The following is a 15,848-nucleotide window of genomic DNA, read 5'->3' on the forward strand; positions in this document are numbered from 1 at the left end:
GCGAGGTTACTTAAAAATCATGGCTTCCATTATTCTGCGTTTTTTATCTACTCTGCCTGATACCAGTCTTTTTTATAATCAGCACCAGCAACAGCATAAAAACCGAAATCAGTGCGGTAAAGCCGCCGGGGGCGACGTTTAAATAGTACGAGCAGACAAGTCCGAGCATGATATCCGCGATCCCGAAACAGATTGAAAAAAACACCGTCCGCTTAAAGCCTACGTGCAGCTGGAGCGCCGCTGCAACCGGCAGGGCAATCATCGAGCTAAGTACGAGAATTCCTACTATCTTGATGGAAACGGCAATTGTTGCCGCTACTAAAATCGAAAAGATATAATTGATTGTCTTTACGCGGATACCGATGACATACGCGATGTCTTCATCAAGCGTTATATACAGCAGCTTATGATACAGCATGGCCAATACGGCAACGGCAAAAAAGCTCAATACGATAACGGTGATAACGTCGGAGGTTGAAACCGTTAAGATGCTTCCGAACAAATAGGCTTCTGCATTGGTGCGTATCAACCCCGAACTCATCAAGGTGATGGCAATACCGACACTGAGCGAAAGGACGATGGAAAGGATGAGATCGCTGTATTCTTTAAAATAGTTGCGCAGCGCTTCGATGAGTGCGCCTGCCGCAGAGGTAAAGGTAAAGGCTCCGATGATGGGATTGACACCGGTAACCAGCCCAAGCGTAATCCCCGTCAGCGATGCGTGTGCAAGGGTGTCTCCGATAAGCGAGTACCGCCGTAAAACAAGGAAAATACCGATTAACGGGCAAAGAATACCGATAAAGAACGACACAATAAAGGCGTTCTGCATAAAAGCGTATTTCAACATAGCGGTTATATTATCAAATTTTACGGATAAGGGCTATCGGGGATTAAGGAGCCGGATACACAACCAAAGCTGCGCATCCTCGGCTCCTTAACGGTTTATTCTTAACTGTTAAAAAACTCTAAAAATCTAACCGAGCTTTTTCAGATGTCCGCTTATCTACCGGTATGGCGGAGTGTTGCCCGCTTTTCCAGTTCTTCAAGCGTAAGCTGCGGATAGCGTACTTTTGCAAGGAAGATCATTGCGGCGATGATGTACGGCTTAAAGCTTGCTTGCTTGTAGAGCGGCACGCGGTAGCGGTCGAACACCGAACCGGCAACTTCACCTTCTTTGCAGCTGACGCCGGTGATATCTGCCGGTAAGCAATGCAGATAGAGCGCTTTACCGTCTTTGGTCAGCTTCATCATATCTTCGGTGCATTCCCAATCCTTGTGCTTAGCATTTTGAGCGAGCAGTTCTTTTTCGAGCGCTTTGATACCGTCAAAATCGCCTGCGCCGTAGAGGTTCGTCCGCTTTTCCATTGCGGTAAAGGGCGCCCAGCTCTTGGGATACACAATGTCCGCATCCTTAAATGCTTCTTTCATGCTGTTGGTCTTGGTAAAGGAACCGCCCGATGCCTTTGCCTGTTTTCTCGCGACTTCTTCAACCTCAGGCATTACTTCATATCCTTCCGGATGTGCAAGTACAACGTCCATTCCCAAGCGAGAGAACAGGCCGATTGCGCCCTGCGGAACGGAAAGCGGTTTGCCGTAAGAGGGTGAATATGCCCATGTCATCGCGATTTTCTTACCCTTGAGGTTTTCCAAACCGCCGAACTCGTGGATGATATGGAGAGTATCCGCCATAATCTGAGTGGGGTGATCGATATCGCACTGCAAGTTGACAAGGGTGGGACGCTGTTCGAGCACGCCGTCCTTATTGCCTTCGGCAACCGCATTCATAAAAGTGTGCATATAGGTATTACCCTTGCCGATGTACATATCGTCGCGGATACCGATAACGTCAGCCATGAACGAAACCATATTAGCGGTTTCACGGACGGTTTCTCCGTGGGCAATTTGAGACTTGCCTTCGTCCAAATCCTGTACTTCCAAACCGAGCAGGTTACACGCAGAGGCAAAGCTGAACCGTGTGCGGGTTGAGTTGTCGCGGAACAGCGAAATGCCGAGACCGCTTTCAAAAATCTTTGTAGAAATGTTTGATTCCCGCAAGGTGCGCAGCGCATCGGCTACCGTCCATGTTGCAAGAATTTCATCGAAGGTCTTTTCCCATGTAAGGAAAAAATCATTGTTGTACATTTTCTTAAAGCTCAAGCTATTGAGCTTTGTAATGTACGGATCCATAATCAAGGCCATAATTACTCCTAATACTATAGGGCATCTCTAAAACTCGAAGTTCCGGAGACTCCTTTTATAACTTTTCAACGTATATGGACGGCAGTGCGGCATATACGGCAGCGCAGGTTACCAAGTCCTGTTTCCACGTAATTTCGTTCGGGGCATGAGCCTGTGCTTCCGCGCCCGGGCCGAAACCGATACAGGGAACTTTATTCCGTCCCATGATGGAAACGCCGTTTGTAGAGAATGTCCACTTGTCAACGAGCGGGCGTGCTTCGCGCATAGCAAGCTGATCTTTCGGGCCGATACGCTTATCGCCGTATAAATTGTTATACGATTCGATCATCGAACGTGCAACAACATGTCCTTTCGGCAATACCCATGTGGGGAAGAAGCATTCGATCGGGTATTGTTCTCCCGTCCACGACGGCCGGTCGTAGTTGTACATCGAGACCGTTACATCTTTTCCGTATTTTTTGACGGCGGGAAGCTGGCGAATTTCTTCCAAGCATGATTCCCATGTTTCTCCGGCTGTCATACGGCGGTCGAGTGAAACGGAGCAGGAGTCCGCAACGGCGCAGCGGCTCGGGCTGGTATAGAAAATTTCGGAAACGGTAACGGTTCCGCGTCCGAGGAAGTTTGCTTCTTCCCATTCCTTGTTGTATTTTTTATCCAGCATTTTGACGAGGCCTTTAATTTCGGTGCCGTCAGCCGCATCGTTTTCATTCAACTTGCGTACTTCCTGCAAAATGTCGGACATCTTGTAGATTGCGTTATCGCCGCGCTCCGGTGCGGAACCGTGGCAGGAAACACCTTTAACATCGATGCGGATTTCCATGCGTCCGCGGTGTCCGCGATAGATACCGCCGTCAGTCGGTTCGGTGGAAACGACAAAGTCGGGCTTGCAGAGTTTTTCGTAACCGGGAACTTTGACGTCTTTTTTCAGGATGTACTCCCAGCACATACCGTCGCAGTCTTCTTCCTGTACGGAGCCGACTACCATCGCGGTGTATTTATCGTTGAGAAGACCTAAGTCCTTCATCATCTTACAGGCATACATTGCAGAGACAACGCCGCCGGTTTGATCGGAAACCCCGCGTCCGCCGATGAATATGTCATCTTCAAATCCTTCGTAGGGGTCGAACTTCCAGTTGCTGCGGTTACCGATACCGACCGTATCGATATGGCCGTCAAAACAAACAATGTGCGAGCCGGTGCCCATCCATCCCATTACGTTGCCGAGCGGATCAATCCATGTTTTGTTGAACCCGAGTTCATCCATTTTCTTTTGGATGCGCTTTGCTTTTTCCCCTTCATGACTACTTTCGCTGGGAAGGCGGATGATTTCGCGCAGAAAGGCGGTCATATCGGCCTTATATCCTTCTGCAGCAGCTTTAATCTTATTAAAATCCAAACTCATGCTTCCTCCTCTATCGTTTTTTCGAGCATTTTGCTCGATGCGATATTGATATAAACCGGGCTTCCGTAAAAATATATTTAACATATTTATAGAAGGAACCTTAGGTTATTTTAATTATAGAATTGAAAAATCCCTCTGTCAAGCATAATCTTCTAAAAATTTTTTAGCTATACTAATTTTTTTTTAGTTTTGTAAAAAAATTAGCTGTTAGGTGATTTTGGACAATCTGATGGAGAGTTGGTGAACATTGGTGGAAAAGAGAGTAGGGGAGAGCGGAATTAAGTGGAATGCTGTATTCTGTATGAAACGAGCAAACACATAAAAGAAATTGATGGAATAAAAATATGAATTTCGGTATTTTTGGGTTAAGTCTATATACAGTAAGGAAGGGAATTATGGGCGCTGACGGGATCGAACCGCCGACATTTTGGGTGTAAACCAAACGCTCGTACCAGCTGAGCTAAGCGCCCTAATAACAGAAAGGACTATATATAAACCGGATAAAAATGTCAAGCAGGGCACAGAGCTTTGTCGGGAATTCTTCATTATAAATATTTCAAGGGTTGAACAGCCCCAATGATCCTACGAGGTTATCGATGTTAGTTAACAGGTACCCCATTCTATCCACGGGGTTGACTTAATCCCCCGGTGCGGTAACGTGCAATAACGGCAATGTTACCACGAGCCGGAAGAACCGCCGCCGCCAAAGCGGCCCCCTCCTCCGCTGAAACCGCCGGCAAAGCCCCCACTACCGAACCCTCCGCCGCGTCCCGAATAACCGCCTCTTCGTCCTGACGAAAGGAACAGCAACGGCCAGAATAAACCGCCGGGCATAAAACGGGAACCGAACAGAAAGATAATAATCAGAAAAATGACGAGTGGCAGCGGAATAGAATCGTCATTCTGCCGGTCGGCTTCTTTTACAGTCTCACTAATGAGGCTTTCGTCTTGAAGTGCAAGTCCAGCGAGGTTTTTAACCCCTAACAAGACGCCTTTTCCGTATTCCTGCTGTTTAAAGTAAGGTGCGATGATCGAACGGATAATCCTGCTGCTTTGTGCATCGGTGATGCGATCTTCGAGGCCGTATCCCACTTCGATACGCAGCTTACGGTCTTGGACTGCAATTATTAAGATAACGCCGCTGTCCTTGCCTTTTTGCCCAATCTGCCATTTTTCCGCGACACGGATGGAATAATCTTCAAGACTTTCGCCTTCCAACGAAGGAATGGTCAATACCGCTATCTGTAAATCGCTTTGGCGGTCAATACTATATAAATATGCATTTAATTCCTGCGTTTCGCTTGCTGTGAATATATGTGCGTAATCGTTGACCGGACCGTTCAGGGGCGGAACGTCAAGCGCAAACAGAAAGACGCTTTGCACACAAAGACAGGCAATAATGATAAACCGAAAAGAATGTTTTGAAAATTTCATAGCGTCCCCTTTAGTTTTATGATGCGGCGGAGGAAAGGCGTGTAAGACATCGTTTGATCATAGAGAATGGGAACCCTTTCCGTTGGAGGGCGCTGTAGAGCTTTTGCTCGGTATAGCCCTTACGGATAAGGCTGCGTGCTGCTCCTTCGCATACTTCTGCTTCGTCAATCTCTGTAAAAAAATCATTGAGCGCTTGCTTTGCCGTGTCTGCAGCGATTCCGCGTTTACGCAGTTCCGAAAAGAGACGCGCACACCCCTCTTTTTTTGAAAGGCTCCTCGTATGTAAATATGCACCGGCAAAGCGGGAGTCGTCAAGCGTACCTTCGTCACGTAAATAATCCAACGCAGGCTGATATTCGTTTTTTATATAGCCTTTTTTTTGCAATTTGACTGTCAGTTGATAAGAGGAATGTTCGGCACGGTTAAGATAGGCGGCAGCTTGTTTTTCAGCTAAGAAACGCCGACCTGCTTGATAGAGATGTTCTGTTTGGGATTCTGTAAGGATGAGCGGGAGATCATCTATCGCAAGCGGTTCATCAAAGTAACAAAACCGGCTTACGATAGAAACATCCCCGGAGAGTACCAGTTTGACGGTATCCGAGGATGTATGCTCCACCGCAATAAGGGTAGGATTAACGCTTGCTGAACTGGAAGCGTCGGCGAGCACCGCGTTGGCCATACTTTTTACGTTCAACCATTCTGGAATCACGAGTTAATAAGCCATTCGCTTTAAGTGAGCTGTGGTTAGAGGCATCTACCTGTGCAAGCGCACGGGCAATACCGTGTGAACAAGCGCCTGCCTGTCCGTTTAAACCGCCGCCATATACGGTAATGATGATATCATAGCGGGTATCGCTGCCGGTAACAAACAAAGGCCGTTTTGCCATTTGAACCTGCTCGGGAGTGGCAAAGTAGTCGTCCATATTCTTATTGTTGACGGTTACCGAACCTTTTCCTTCGCGGATATAAACCCGTGCTACCGAGGTCTTTCTTCGTCCTGTTCCTATTCCGATATTTTTCACAACCATTTCTCCTAAAATTATAACGCTACCGCAACAGGATTTTGTGCCGCATGCGGATGTTCGCTACCTGCATAAATTTTTACATTTTTAAGCAGTTTACGTCCGAGTGATCCTTTGGGTAACATACCTTTTACCGCGATATACAACGGTTCGGTCGGTTTTTTGCCGATAAGGGTATTGAAATTGACGGACTTGAGTCCTCCGGGAAACCCTGTGTGGTGGTGATACATCTTATCCTTGTCTTTATTCCCCGTAACAGCAACTTTATCGGCATTGATAACGATAATATAATCGCCCGATTCCTGATGAGGTGCGTAGAGAGCCTTGTGTTTCCCTCGAGCCATTGCAGCAACTTTTGCTGCAACCCGTCCGAGTGGCTTTCCTGCAGCGTCGATAACATACCAGCTCCGTGGTATTTCGCGCTCTTTATAAAAAATTGTTTTCATTTTCCGTGTACCTTATATGTTTTTATTGCAGATAATGTGGGTAAAACACTATATCAAAAAAGTAGTTATACAGTCAACCGGTAGAAGTTTATTCGGTTTTATTTTCCCCTGCGTTCATTGCAGCCTCTTCTTTTTTTGCGTCCTGTTTGTCTTTGATATCCGCAATTCCGATGAATACAGCAATTAGTCCGACAAAGGCTGTAAAAATCGGTAGACCGCCGCGCAAAAAGAGTAGAATATCCTTTCCCCAGCCAAGCCCAAAACCGGCTGTCTCCGGCGGAAGCGCTGCAAAGACTGTAAAGAGAATCATGGCTGCCCCGATAATAAGCGCAATCATACCAACCTCCTATTAAAGTATGACCCGTACACGATTCGAACGTGCGACCTGCTGCTTAGGAGGCAACCGCTCTATCCACCTGAGCTAACGGATCAAAAGATTATGCTGCTTAGATCGGCATATCAGCTATGCTCTTTAAACAGCCTACATCTTAGTGAGTATAAAAAAAAAAACGGCTTTTTACAAGCCCTCGCATTATCTCTTTTTCTCCGAAAATTGACATTTAGCTCAAATCGCAGTACATTGATATAATGATTGCAGATAAAATAATTAAAGCCGTTTTCGGTTCACAGCATGAACGGGATATTAAAGCTCTCCTTCCCGTTCTTCATCAAATAAATGAAAAAGAAGCATGGGCGCTTGCTCTTGCTCCCGAAGATTTTAAGCAAAAGACCGCCGAGTTTAAGGAGCGGTTTGCAAAAGGCGAATCCCTTGATGCCTTTATCCCCGAAGCCTTTGCGCTTGCACGGGAGGCGGCGCGGCGTATTTTACATGAGCGTATGTACGATGTGCAGCTTTTAGGTTCGCTGGTTCTTCATTCGGGACGCATCGTCGAAATGAAGACCGGTGAAGGTAAAACCTTGATGAGCATCGCCGCTTCATACCTCAACAGCCTTTCCGGGAAGGGTGTACACATTGTAACCGTCAACGACTACCTCGCAGAGCGCGATGCCGATTGGATGCGCCCCGTCTACGCATACCTCGGAGTTAGTGTCGGCGCAATCCTCTCAAACATGGACAACGCCGCGCGGAAAGCTGCTTACAATGCGGACATTACCTACGGTACCAATAACGAATTCGGTTTTGACTATCTGCGCGACAATATGCAGCTTACAATAGAAGAAAAAGTGCAGCGCGGCTTTTCCTTCGCGGTTGTGGACGAAATAGACTCCATCCTCATCGACGAGGCGCGTACCCCACTCATCATCTCCGGCGCTGCCGAAGACGACACCAAGCGGTATTTCGATGTCGATAAGTTCGTCGATCAGCTTGAAGAGGTTAAGAAAAATCCCGAAACCGGCGAGTATCCCAATGAGCTGGAAGGGGAAGAGATTATCGGCGACTACACGCTTGACGAAAAAAGCCGCCGCGTGTCCTTTACCGACGCCGGTATGCTGCACATTCAGGACATTCTGCAAAAACAGGGCTTGATCAACGGCAGTCTCTTTGAAGAAGAGAACTTTGAATATATTCACTACTTTACGCAGGCAGTACGCGCCCACATCCTCTATCACATCGATGTTGATTATGTTGTAAAAGAAGGGCAGGTGCAGATTGTTGATGAGTTCACCGGGCGTATTCTTGAAGGACGCCGCTATTCGGACGGTTTGCATCAGGCTATTGAAGCGAAAGAGCATATCCGTATTGCCCAGCGCAACCGCACGATGGCGACCATCACCTTTCAGAACTTCTTCCGTATGTACGACAAGCTGTCCGGTATGACCGGTACGGCGGACACCGAAGCGGTCGAATTCAACAAGATTTACTCGCTTGATGTTGTGGTTATCCCGACCAACTTGCCCGTTATCCGCAAGGACGAACACGACGTGGTCTACCTGAACGAAGCGGAAAAATGGGATGCGCTCTGTAACGAAATTGCCGAAGCGCATAAACGCGGACAGCCGGTACTGGTCGGTACGGTGTCCATTGAAAAATCGGAAAAACTTTCGGCGCTGCTCACCCGGAAAGGTGTCCGGCACGAGGTATTGAACGCCAAAAACCACGCACGGGAAGCGCTCATCATCGCGGAAGCGGGCGCAAAAGGTTCTGTTACGATCGCAACCAACATGGCAGGGCGCGGTACCGACATCAAGCTCGGCGGTAGCCCCGAATTTAGGGCACGCAAGCGGGCAGGCACCGAAGCCGAGCCGGAAGTGTATCAAAAAATATACGAAGAAGAATACAAGAAGTGGCAGGAAGACTACAAGGAAGTTAAATCGCTCGGCGGTTTGTATGTTATCGGTACCGAACGGCATGAAAGCCGCCGTATCGACAATCAGCTGCGCGGTCGTTCGGGGCGGCAGGGCGATCCGGGGCGTTCAAAATTCTTCCTTTCCCTCGATGACGATTTGATGCGACTGTTCGGCGGCGAAAGTCTCAAGCGGGTAATGACAAAGGTCGGTATGGAACCCGGTGAGCCGATTGAGCATCCGTGGCTTAACAAGAGTATTGAAAAGGCGCAAACCAAGGTTGAAGAGCGCAACTTCGATATCCGTAAGCACCTCCTTGAATACGATGACGTGCTGAACGAGCAGCGCGGCTTTATCTATGAACAGCGTGATAAGATTTTGCAAGACGAGCACCTCGTTGAGCGTATTTACACCACGATAGAAGAATACCTCGATGACGCCTTTGAGCAGTTCAAGCACGGTTCCCGCAAGGAAAAAGCGGAAGAGCTAAAAGAGCTGCAAGCAAACCTCAAGGCAAAATTCGGCTACATCTTCAGTGATGAGGATACGAAGCTGGCTCAAGCTGGTGATACAAGCGCACTGCAGCAGAAAATCTACGCTGCGCTCAAAGCGAATATCGAAGAAAAGATTGCGCTCGTCGGTAATGAAAACCTCAATATGTTTATCCGCTATCAGTATTTACAGGCAATAGATCGTAAATGGCTCGATCACTTGGAAAATCTGGAAGCCCTGCGCGAAGCCGTCTATCTCCGCTCCTACGGTCAGAAAAACCCGCTCACGGAATACAAGCTTGAAGGTTTCGACATCTTCTACGCAATGCTCGACGAAATCCGCTTTTCCATTGCCTCTTTACTGGTATTGGTACGGATCAGCACCGAAGAACCCTCTTCGCGCACCCCCAACCGCCGCATCCCACAGGGCTCCGCGCACCACAGCTCCATGGGCTCCTTCCATCAGAGCAGCTCCCCGATGGGTTCCAGCAGCAAGCCGGAAAACGTCCAAGTGGTACGCACCGCGCCTAAAGTCGGCAGAAACGATCCGTGCCCCTGCGGCTCCGGCAAAAAATACAAGCACTGCTGCGGCAGGTAATGGGTAGTGGGAAGGATACTACCGATGCAAAACTCTTTTGATTATATCGATGATGATGAACTCCGTGCGTTTTTTGCAGGCGCTGTAAAAATTCCCAGCATCAATCCGCCGGGGAACGAAGCGCCAATGGTGCAATATATAGAAAATTTTTTACAAGCGAATAAGATTGAATATGAGCGGATTCCGGTTGAAGGAAACCGCTGTGATATTGTCGCTCGGGTGCGTGGAAAAACCCGTGAAAACAGCATCATCTTTACCGGACACATGGACGTTGTACCGGTTTCTGACGAAGAGCGAAGGCGATGGAACTTTGACCCGTTCGGTGCTGAAATGCGAGATGGTGTTTTGTACGGCCGCGGCAGCAGCGATATGAAAAGCGGACTGACTGCTGCGCTTTATGCAATGGCTGTTTTGCAGCGGCACGGTATTGTTCCCCCTACCGATATTATCTTTGCCGCGACAATCGACGAAGAAAACTACATGAAAGGTTCGAAACGGCTTTTATACTCTCCGTTGTTTGACGGAGCCCGCTCGCTGGTGGTGTGCGAACCGACCGATTTAAAGCTGTGTATAAAAGGAAAGGGTCGTACATGGGCAGATGTTTGTGTGAAGGGTAAAACTGCGCACGGTTCACAAGTCGGCGCCGGAGATAATGCGATTTACACGGCAATCAATTTAATAGAAAAGATTAAGCGTACGGAGTTAACGGGTTATTCTTCCGCGGAGAACGGTGAGTCTTTTTGGCGGACGCTGGCAATACAGGCGGGCGTAGAACCTCAGGTAGTTCCCGACACTTGTGTCTTTACCGTGGATGCTCGGCTCGCCGTCGGGCATCCCATCGATGCAGTATGGGCTCAGTTGGACGAACTGATTGCCGCATTGCACCAAGAAGTTCCTATCGCCCAAGTGTCGTATACCGTTATCGATAGGCGCCCCTCGTGGACTACAGCAGAAAGCGATCCGTTGGTGCGGCGATGTAAAACGGCATTGGAAGCCGTCGGTCTTCCGTATATTCCGGATATCTTTGCAGGTTCTACCGACGGCAGCGTATTGGTAAAGCAGGGGCTCATACCCGTGATTATCGGCCCGGGCGACCTTGCCGTTGTCCACCGCGAAAACGAGCATATTAAACTTCCTCAAGTTTATCAGGCGGCACGGTTGTATCTGTCAATGATGCTTACTTTTTGAAAATATACGGCACATCTGTGTTGTCTATTTTCAAAAACGTTGGCTTAAAAATATACGGCACATCTGTGGTTTCGTGCCTGCGGGAATAGGGGCAGTGGTTGAATGGCAATTAAAAACCCTCTAAAAACTTGAGTTTTTAGAGGGCTCGTTCAATGTCTTTAGCGCTGTACGGTTATCCGTTACGGGCAACTGTGCGTGATTTGTTGTTTTACAGTATCAGTTACTTTAATGCTTTGTGGCAGAACCACCAGTCGAAGCCTTCATATTCTTTGAGCCGCTTTTCGGCAGCTTTTACGTTTGAAGGTGGAGGAACAATTGCATGGTCTTTAATCAGACTGTTTTCAGGCCAGTTAGCAGGCAGCGCGACATCTTCTTTGTCGGAAATCTGCAAAGCCTTTACCGCCCGCAGGATTTCTTTCATGTTCCTACCGATTTCCTGTGGATAATATAGTACTAATCGGAGTTTTCCTTCGGGATCAACGATAAATACTGCACGGACGGTGTTCGTTCCTTTGCCGGGATGCAAAAGTCCGAGTGAATTCGCAATTGCATCATTTGCAGCAATAACAGGGAAGGTAATCTGCACATTGAGCTTGTCTTTCATCCATTCAATCCACTTCATGTGGCTAAATACCTGATCGACGGAAAGGCCGACCAGTTTTACACCAAGTTTTTCAAACTCGGGCATCAATTCCTGAAAACCGACAAACTCAGTTGTGCATACAGGGGTGAAATCTGCGGGGTGGCTGAATACGATAAACCATGAACCTTTCAGATCGGCCGGTAATGTCATCGGGCCTTGTGTGGTTTGAACTTGCAAAGTGGGAAATGCATCGCCCAAGAGCGGCATGTTAATTCTTTCGTCCATAAATATCTCCTTAATCTTAATAATGATTCTTAATATATCATACTTCTTAAAAAAAAGCAAGCGCCTTAATTTCTTTGCCGTTATTGTGCTTACATTGATTTTGCTATGCGTTATCTTGCATGAAAAAATTACGGTAAAAACAGCTCTTGGTAGCGTGCTTATCACCGCAGGCTCCCTGTTGTTTTTTGCAGGATGCCTTGACATATCTAAAGAAAATTAGATATACTTACGGCCTATAGCTTTATTTTATGTGCATTGAGAAAAGTGTGCTGGAGGAGAATAGTTGGCGGAGAATAAAGGTTTGCGGATTAATGAACAAATCCGTGTCCGCGAGGTTCGTTTAATTGATGATGCAGGGGAGCAGAAGGGTATTGTTTCCACCCTTGAAGCTCTTAGGATGGCTCAAGACGTTAATCTTGATCTCGTTGAAGTGGCTCCGCAAGCGGATCCTCCCGTTTGCAAGATTTTAGATTATGGAAAGTATCGTTTTGAATTGGAAAAAAAGCTCCGTGATTCCAAGAAAAAACAGAAGCTGCAAGTTCTTAAAGAAATTCGTATGCAGCCTAAGATAAATGACCATGATCTATCTTTTAAAGCACGGCATATACAAGATTTTCTTGATGACGGCGATAAAGTAAAAGTAACAATCCGCTTTCGGGGGCGGGAGTTAGCCCATACCGAGCTGGGGCTGGACGTATTAAATAACGTACTGGCAAAACTCGGCGGAGATTTAACGGTAGAAAAACCTCCGGCAATGGAGGGGCGTTCCATGTCGATGACATTGGCGCCCAAATCGAAGAAATAATTTACGAGGTGTATCATGCCTAAGATGAAGAGTAAGAGTGCCGCAGCAAAACGTTTTAAGTTTACCGGCGGCGGTAAAGTAAAGTATAAGCAAATGAATTTGCGCCATATTTTAACAAAAAAATCTCCACAACGCAAACGTGATTTGCGCAAAGGCGGAATTTTAGCCGAAGTCGACAGCAAAAAGGTAAGAAAACAACTGCTTCCTTACGGTACTAATTAAGTTTTGATTATTTAGGAGAATACAATGCCGAGATCGTTATGTTCAAATAAACGCATTCATAGACGCAAGAAGATTTTAAAGTTAGCAAAAGGATTCCGCGGACGCAGAGGTACGAACTATAAAGCGGCAAAAGATGCCGTTGTAAAAGCTCTTACCCATAGCTTTGAAGCACGCCGCGACCGCAAAGGTGACATGCGCCGCTTGTGGATCAGCAGAATAAACGCTGCTGTTCGTGCAGAAGGAATGAGCTATTCACGCTTTATCAACGGAATGGCCAAAGCGGGGATTGCTTTGAACCGCAAGGCCTTATCCAATATGGCTATCGAAGATCCGGCCGCTTTTAAAAGCGTTGTCGAACAGTCAAAAAAAGCATTAGGAGTTTAAAGTATGGTAAACCTCGATCAAATTAAACAGCTTGAAGCGAGGGTTTCTAAAGCGATTGAGCTGATGCAGACCCTCAAAGATGAGAACGATTTATTAAAGCTTGAATTGCACGATCGCCAACAGCGAATCGAGGAGCTGGAGAATATAGTTCTTGTTTTTAGAAATGACCAAGCAAAGATCGAGGAAGGTATCATCAATGCACTCAATCACCTGAGTGCATTTGAAGATACTGTATACCAAGCGGCAAATTCGACAGCTGCTTCTGCCGTACATGAAGCAGCTCTGGCCGCGAATGAAGTGCCGGAAATGCAGCCGACAGCATTAAATCCCACTGGAGCCGTTGCATCTGAACAGCCCAACCCCATACACGAAGAAGCTTCGGAAACGCAATCGCCGACTGCTGTTGCCGAGACGGTGCCGCAGCAAGCTCCACAGGAACCTATAAATCATTCCAATCAACTGGATATTTTTTAACGATGGCCGAACGCAAAGGGCGGCTGCAAATCGACCTATTAGGTACGTCGTTTGCGCTTGAGGCTGATCAACCCGCTGAATATTTACAGTCAATCTATAAGCATTATAAAAAAGTCGTCTCGGAGGTTCAACAAACGTCCGGCGTTAATGATTCATTGCGCATTGCGATTATCGCCGGTATCTTGTTGTCGGATGAACTGAGCAAAGAGCGGCTTAATCCGCAGGCGCTGATTCCGCAGCATGAAACAGAGGTCTTAATCGAGCAATCGGCAAAAAAGATGATCGAAGATATCGATTCGATTATTTATTCGCTTACTCCGTCAAATGATGGGCACGTATGACGCTTTTTGTCGATGCGGATTCCTGTCCGGTACGAATCCGCGAGATTATTTGCAGGACGGCGCAGCGATTACACGTTCAAGCGATCTTTGTTGCTAATAGATCAATTCCAATCCCTAGAAATCCTTATTGCACTACTATCGTAACCAAAGCTGAGGATCAAGCTGCAGATATGTATATCATTACTTATGCGGCACAAGGTGACATGGTTATTACCCGTGATATTCCCCTTGCAAAACAGCTTGTCGAAGCCCATATCAAAGTGATTAATGATCGAGGTGTCGTGTATACTGCCGAAAACATTGATGAACGGTTGTCTATCCGGAATTTTATGTATGAATTGTCGATAAACGGTCTTGCTCCCGAGCGGACGAAGGCGTTCGGGAAAAAAGAAGTTATGGAATTCGCTCAAGCGCTAGATCGGGAAACGCAGCGTCTTCTGAAAACCGATCCTTGATTTCTTTAATCCTGGGGGCAACTTCAAAAAATGCATCAGTGACTTCAGGATCGAATTTTATACCGCGTAACCTTCGTATCTCTCCCAAAACTTTATCTTCAGTCCATTTTTCTTTATATACTCGTTTACAGGAAAGTGCATCGTAAACATCTGCGAGCGAGGTAATACGTGCACCAAGGGGAATTTCCTCACCGATAAGCCCTTGCGCTGCGGTATGCATACGGTTGTATTTTTCTATTGCGCCTGTTTCCTCTGAGATATGGCCGGGATACCCGGTTCCATCCCAATTTTCATGGTGCCGTAATGCAATATCCCGCGACATAGTATCCACTGTCGAATTACCCGACAAAAATAGCTTTGAACCGCGCCATGTATGGCTCTGCATAATCCGGTATTCTTCGGGCGTGAGTTTGCCGGGTTTTTTTAGAATTGTGTCGGAAATACCGATTTTTCCGACATCGTGCAGCATTGCAGCAATCTTTAGCGCATCGCGAAATTTTTCGCGTTCATGCCGGTGGATATTATGGTTAAATGCCCAACGATCATAAATTTCTACTGCGTAGTTTGCGACGCGATGCACATGAAGCCCTGTCTCCCGCGGATCGTGCAACTCTGCCATTTGCACCATACGCAGGATCATCTCGCGGGTTAACGAAGCATGCATAAGCGTTGCTGCAGCGTTTGCTGCAAAATGAGAGAGGAACATTTCGTCATCGGAAGTAAATGCACGGACTTTGCCATGTATGTCAAGCGCATTAATCATCTGTAAAACACCCAATACGTCACCAGAGATGGCAATGAGCGGAATCGTCAGCGTCGATACTGTTTTGTAACCTGTTGCCACATCACTGACAGTACCGAATTTATAATACTTATCAGGAGAAATGGCATAAACATCAGGTTCATTGATCAGCTGTTTAGTCATCGCAGCCGATCCGGCAATAGTCGTAACATCGATCGGGAATGAAAAAATATGGAAAGGAAGTTTTTCTCCAGGATTTAATCGCTTTTGCAGCGTTGCATTTTGCGCATAATGGATAACCAGACGATTCCCTTCGACCAAGTAAATGGAGCCTGCATCGGCATTCAAGGCTTGCCGTGCCTCAGTTAATATCCTTTCCAGTAAAATATCTTTATCCCGAATACTATATAATCGGGAAGTTGTCTGCATGATATCAAACAGAATTTCTTCCCGTGTTCTTACTGTCGGCATCGTACTCATAACATTTCCTCTTTGCCTATAATAACAATATAGAGGCTTTGATAGTATCA

18 protein-coding genes and 2 tRNA genes are annotated in these 15,848 nt (G+C 46.9%); 8 read left to right on the top strand and 12 right to left on the bottom strand.

Translation table 11 applies throughout. The features are described 5' to 3' along the window. Window positions 1-43: 43 nt before the first annotated feature. From E4N69_RS01665 to E4N69_RS01710, 10 genes are all read right to left on the bottom strand, one after another. Entirely contained in the window at window positions 44-847 is an 804-nt protein-coding gene (locus tag E4N69_RS01665; protein WP_253824286.1) for a metal ABC transporter permease, read from the bottom strand. Window positions 848-999: 152 nt separating this feature from the next. Continuing rightward, window positions 1,000-2,199 (bottom strand): knotted carbamoyltransferase YgeW, encoded by a 1,200-nt coding sequence (ygeW, locus tag E4N69_RS01670; protein ID WP_253714948.1) that lies wholly within the window; start codon window positions 2,197-2,199, stop codon window positions 1,000-1,002. A gap of 55 nt (window positions 2,200-2,254) precedes the next feature. Continuing rightward, complete coding sequence (locus tag E4N69_RS01675) at window positions 2,255-3,601, bottom strand: YgeY family selenium metabolism-linked hydrolase (protein WP_253824287.1); 1,347 nt, start codon at window positions 3,599-3,601, stop codon at window positions 2,255-2,257. Between the two features lie 396 nt (window positions 3,602-3,997). Then, window positions 3,998-4,071 (bottom strand) — tRNA-Val (locus tag E4N69_RS01680). 205 nt (window positions 4,072-4,276) lie between these two features. Further along, window positions 4,277-5,035, bottom strand: a complete 759-nt coding sequence (locus E4N69_RS01685) for a TPM domain-containing protein (RefSeq protein ID WP_253824288.1) — start codon at window positions 5,033-5,035, stop codon at window positions 4,277-4,279. Between the two features lie 16 nt (window positions 5,036-5,051). Further along, on the bottom strand, window positions 5,052-5,714 hold the full coding sequence (locus tag E4N69_RS01690; protein WP_253824289.1) for a regulatory protein RecX: 663 nt from the start codon (window positions 5,712-5,714) through the stop codon (window positions 5,052-5,054). Continuing rightward, window positions 5,668-6,057: a 30S ribosomal protein S9 gene (gene rpsI, locus E4N69_RS01695; RefSeq protein WP_044017141.1), complete on the bottom strand. Its 390-nt coding sequence runs from the start codon at window positions 6,055-6,057 to the stop codon at window positions 5,668-5,670. The genes E4N69_RS01690 and rpsI overlap by 47 nt, the downstream gene beginning before the upstream one ends. A gap of 17 nt (window positions 6,058-6,074) precedes the next feature. Beyond that, complete coding sequence (gene rplM, locus E4N69_RS01700) at window positions 6,075-6,503, bottom strand: 50S ribosomal protein L13 (protein ID WP_162662194.1); 429 nt, start codon at window positions 6,501-6,503, stop codon at window positions 6,075-6,077. Between the two features lie 88 nt (window positions 6,504-6,591). Then, window positions 6,592-6,840, bottom strand: a complete 249-nt coding sequence (locus tag E4N69_RS01705; protein ID WP_162662195.1) for a hypothetical protein — start codon at window positions 6,838-6,840, stop codon at window positions 6,592-6,594. A 20-nt stretch (window positions 6,841-6,860) separates the two neighbouring features. Continuing rightward, a tRNA-Arg gene (locus E4N69_RS01710) sits at window positions 6,861-6,934 on the bottom strand. 160 nt (window positions 6,935-7,094) lie between these two features. On the opposite strand from E4N69_RS01710, the gene secA reads away from it, so the two are divergent. Both secA and E4N69_RS01720 read left to right on the top strand, forming a co-directional pair. Further along, complete coding sequence (secA, locus tag E4N69_RS01715; RefSeq protein ID WP_371922373.1) at window positions 7,095-9,839, top strand: preprotein translocase subunit SecA; 2,745 nt, start codon at window positions 7,095-7,097, stop codon at window positions 9,837-9,839. A 24-nt stretch (window positions 9,840-9,863) separates the two neighbouring features. Continuing rightward, window positions 9,864-11,027 carry a M20 family metallopeptidase gene (locus E4N69_RS01720; protein ID WP_253824291.1) on the top strand — a complete coding sequence of 388 codons (1,164 nt, stop codon included), beginning with the start codon at window positions 9,864-9,866 and terminating at the stop codon, window positions 11,025-11,027. Between the two features lie 220 nt (window positions 11,028-11,247). Here the strand turns inward: E4N69_RS01720 and E4N69_RS01725 are convergent, their stop codons facing one another. Next, window positions 11,248-11,895 (bottom strand): peroxiredoxin, encoded by a 648-nt coding sequence (locus tag E4N69_RS01725; protein WP_162662197.1) that lies wholly within the window; start codon window positions 11,893-11,895, stop codon window positions 11,248-11,250. 283 nt (window positions 11,896-12,178) lie between these two features. Here E4N69_RS01725 and infC point away from each other — a divergent pair, with 283 nt between their 5' ends. Genes infC through E4N69_RS01755 form a run of 6 tightly spaced genes read left to right on the top strand, consistent with a single transcriptional unit; the run spans window position 12,179 to window position 14,576 of the window. After that, window positions 12,179-12,700 (top strand): translation initiation factor IF-3, encoded by a 522-nt coding sequence (infC, locus tag E4N69_RS01730; RefSeq protein ID WP_162662199.1) that lies wholly within the window; start codon window positions 12,179-12,181, stop codon window positions 12,698-12,700. Between the two features lie 15 nt (window positions 12,701-12,715). Further along, window positions 12,716-12,922, top strand: a complete 207-nt coding sequence (gene rpmI, locus E4N69_RS01735) for a 50S ribosomal protein L35 (RefSeq protein ID WP_162662200.1) — start codon at window positions 12,716-12,718, stop codon at window positions 12,920-12,922. A 24-nt stretch (window positions 12,923-12,946) separates the two neighbouring features. After that, the gene (rplT, locus tag E4N69_RS01740) at window positions 12,947-13,306 is read left to right on the top strand and encodes a 50S ribosomal protein L20 (RefSeq protein WP_162662202.1); all 360 of its coding nucleotides are present in this window, start codon (window positions 12,947-12,949) and stop codon (window positions 13,304-13,306) included. Between the two features lie 3 nt (window positions 13,307-13,309). Continuing rightward, window positions 13,310-13,780 (top strand): cell division protein ZapB, encoded by a 471-nt coding sequence (locus tag E4N69_RS01745; RefSeq protein ID WP_253824292.1) that lies wholly within the window; start codon window positions 13,310-13,312, stop codon window positions 13,778-13,780. A gap of 2 nt (window positions 13,781-13,782) precedes the next feature. Further along, window positions 13,783-14,121, top strand: a complete 339-nt coding sequence (locus tag E4N69_RS01750; protein ID WP_253714956.1) for a cell division protein ZapA — start codon at window positions 13,783-13,785, stop codon at window positions 14,119-14,121. Then, window positions 14,118-14,576: a YaiI/YqxD family protein gene (locus tag E4N69_RS01755; protein ID WP_253824293.1), complete on the top strand. Its 459-nt coding sequence runs from the start codon at window positions 14,118-14,120 to the stop codon at window positions 14,574-14,576. Before E4N69_RS01750 ends, E4N69_RS01755 begins: the two co-directional genes overlap by 4 nt. Here the strand turns inward: E4N69_RS01755 and E4N69_RS01760 are convergent. Continuing rightward, window positions 14,515-15,798: a GAF and HD-GYP domain-containing protein gene (locus E4N69_RS01760; RefSeq protein WP_162662210.1), complete on the bottom strand. Its 1,284-nt coding sequence runs from the start codon at window positions 15,796-15,798 to the stop codon at window positions 14,515-14,517. The genes E4N69_RS01755 and E4N69_RS01760 overlap by 62 nt on opposite strands. Window positions 15,799-15,848 lie beyond the last annotated feature (50 nt).

The sequence above is a fragment of the Treponema sp. OMZ 906 genome, assembly GCF_024181185.1.
In the GTDB taxonomy this organism is placed as follows: domain Bacteria; phylum Spirochaetota; class Spirochaetia; order Treponematales; family Treponemataceae; genus Treponema.

Coding starts and splice junctions, on each gene's coding strand:
- E4N69_RS01665 (WP_253824286.1), bottom strand. CDS start 847: ATGTTGAAATACGCTTTTATGCAGAACGCCTTTATTGTGTCGTTCTTT.
- ygeW (WP_253714948.1), bottom strand. CDS start 2,199: ATGGCCTTGATTATGGATCCGTACATTACAAAGCTCAATAGCTTGAGC.
- E4N69_RS01675 (WP_253824287.1), bottom strand. CDS start 3,601: ATGAGTTTGGATTTTAATAAGATTAAAGCTGCTGCAGAAGGATATAAG.
- E4N69_RS01685 (WP_253824288.1), bottom strand. CDS start 5,035: ATGAAATTTTCAAAACATTCTTTTCGGTTTATCATTATTGCCTGTCTT.
- E4N69_RS01690 (WP_253824289.1), bottom strand. CDS start 5,714: ATGGCCAACGCGGTGCTCGCCGACGCTTCCAGTTCAGCAAGCGTTAAT.
- rplM (WP_162662194.1), bottom strand. CDS start 6,503: ATGAAAACAATTTTTTATAAAGAGCGCGAAATACCACGGAGCTGGTAT.
- E4N69_RS01705 (WP_162662195.1), bottom strand. CDS start 6,840: ATGATTGCGCTTATTATCGGGGCAGCCATGATTCTCTTTACAGTCTTT.
- E4N69_RS01720 (WP_253824291.1), top strand. CDS start 9,864: ATGCAAAACTCTTTTGATTATATCGATGATGATGAACTCCGTGCGTTT.
- E4N69_RS01725 (WP_162662197.1), bottom strand. CDS start 11,895: ATGGACGAAAGAATTAACATGCCGCTCTTGGGCGATGCATTTCCCACT.
- rpmI (WP_162662200.1), top strand. CDS start 12,716: ATGCCTAAGATGAAGAGTAAGAGTGCCGCAGCAAAACGTTTTAAGTTT.
- rplT (WP_162662202.1), top strand. CDS start 12,947: ATGCCGAGATCGTTATGTTCAAATAAACGCATTCATAGACGCAAGAAG.
- E4N69_RS01745 (WP_253824292.1), top strand. CDS start 13,310: ATGGTAAACCTCGATCAAATTAAACAGCTTGAAGCGAGGGTTTCTAAA.
- E4N69_RS01750 (WP_253714956.1), top strand. CDS start 13,783: ATGGCCGAACGCAAAGGGCGGCTGCAAATCGACCTATTAGGTACGTCG.
- E4N69_RS01755 (WP_253824293.1), top strand. CDS start 14,118: ATGACGCTTTTTGTCGATGCGGATTCCTGTCCGGTACGAATCCGCGAG.
- E4N69_RS01760 (WP_162662210.1), bottom strand. CDS start 15,798: ATGAGTACGATGCCGACAGTAAGAACACGGGAAGAAATTCTGTTTGAT.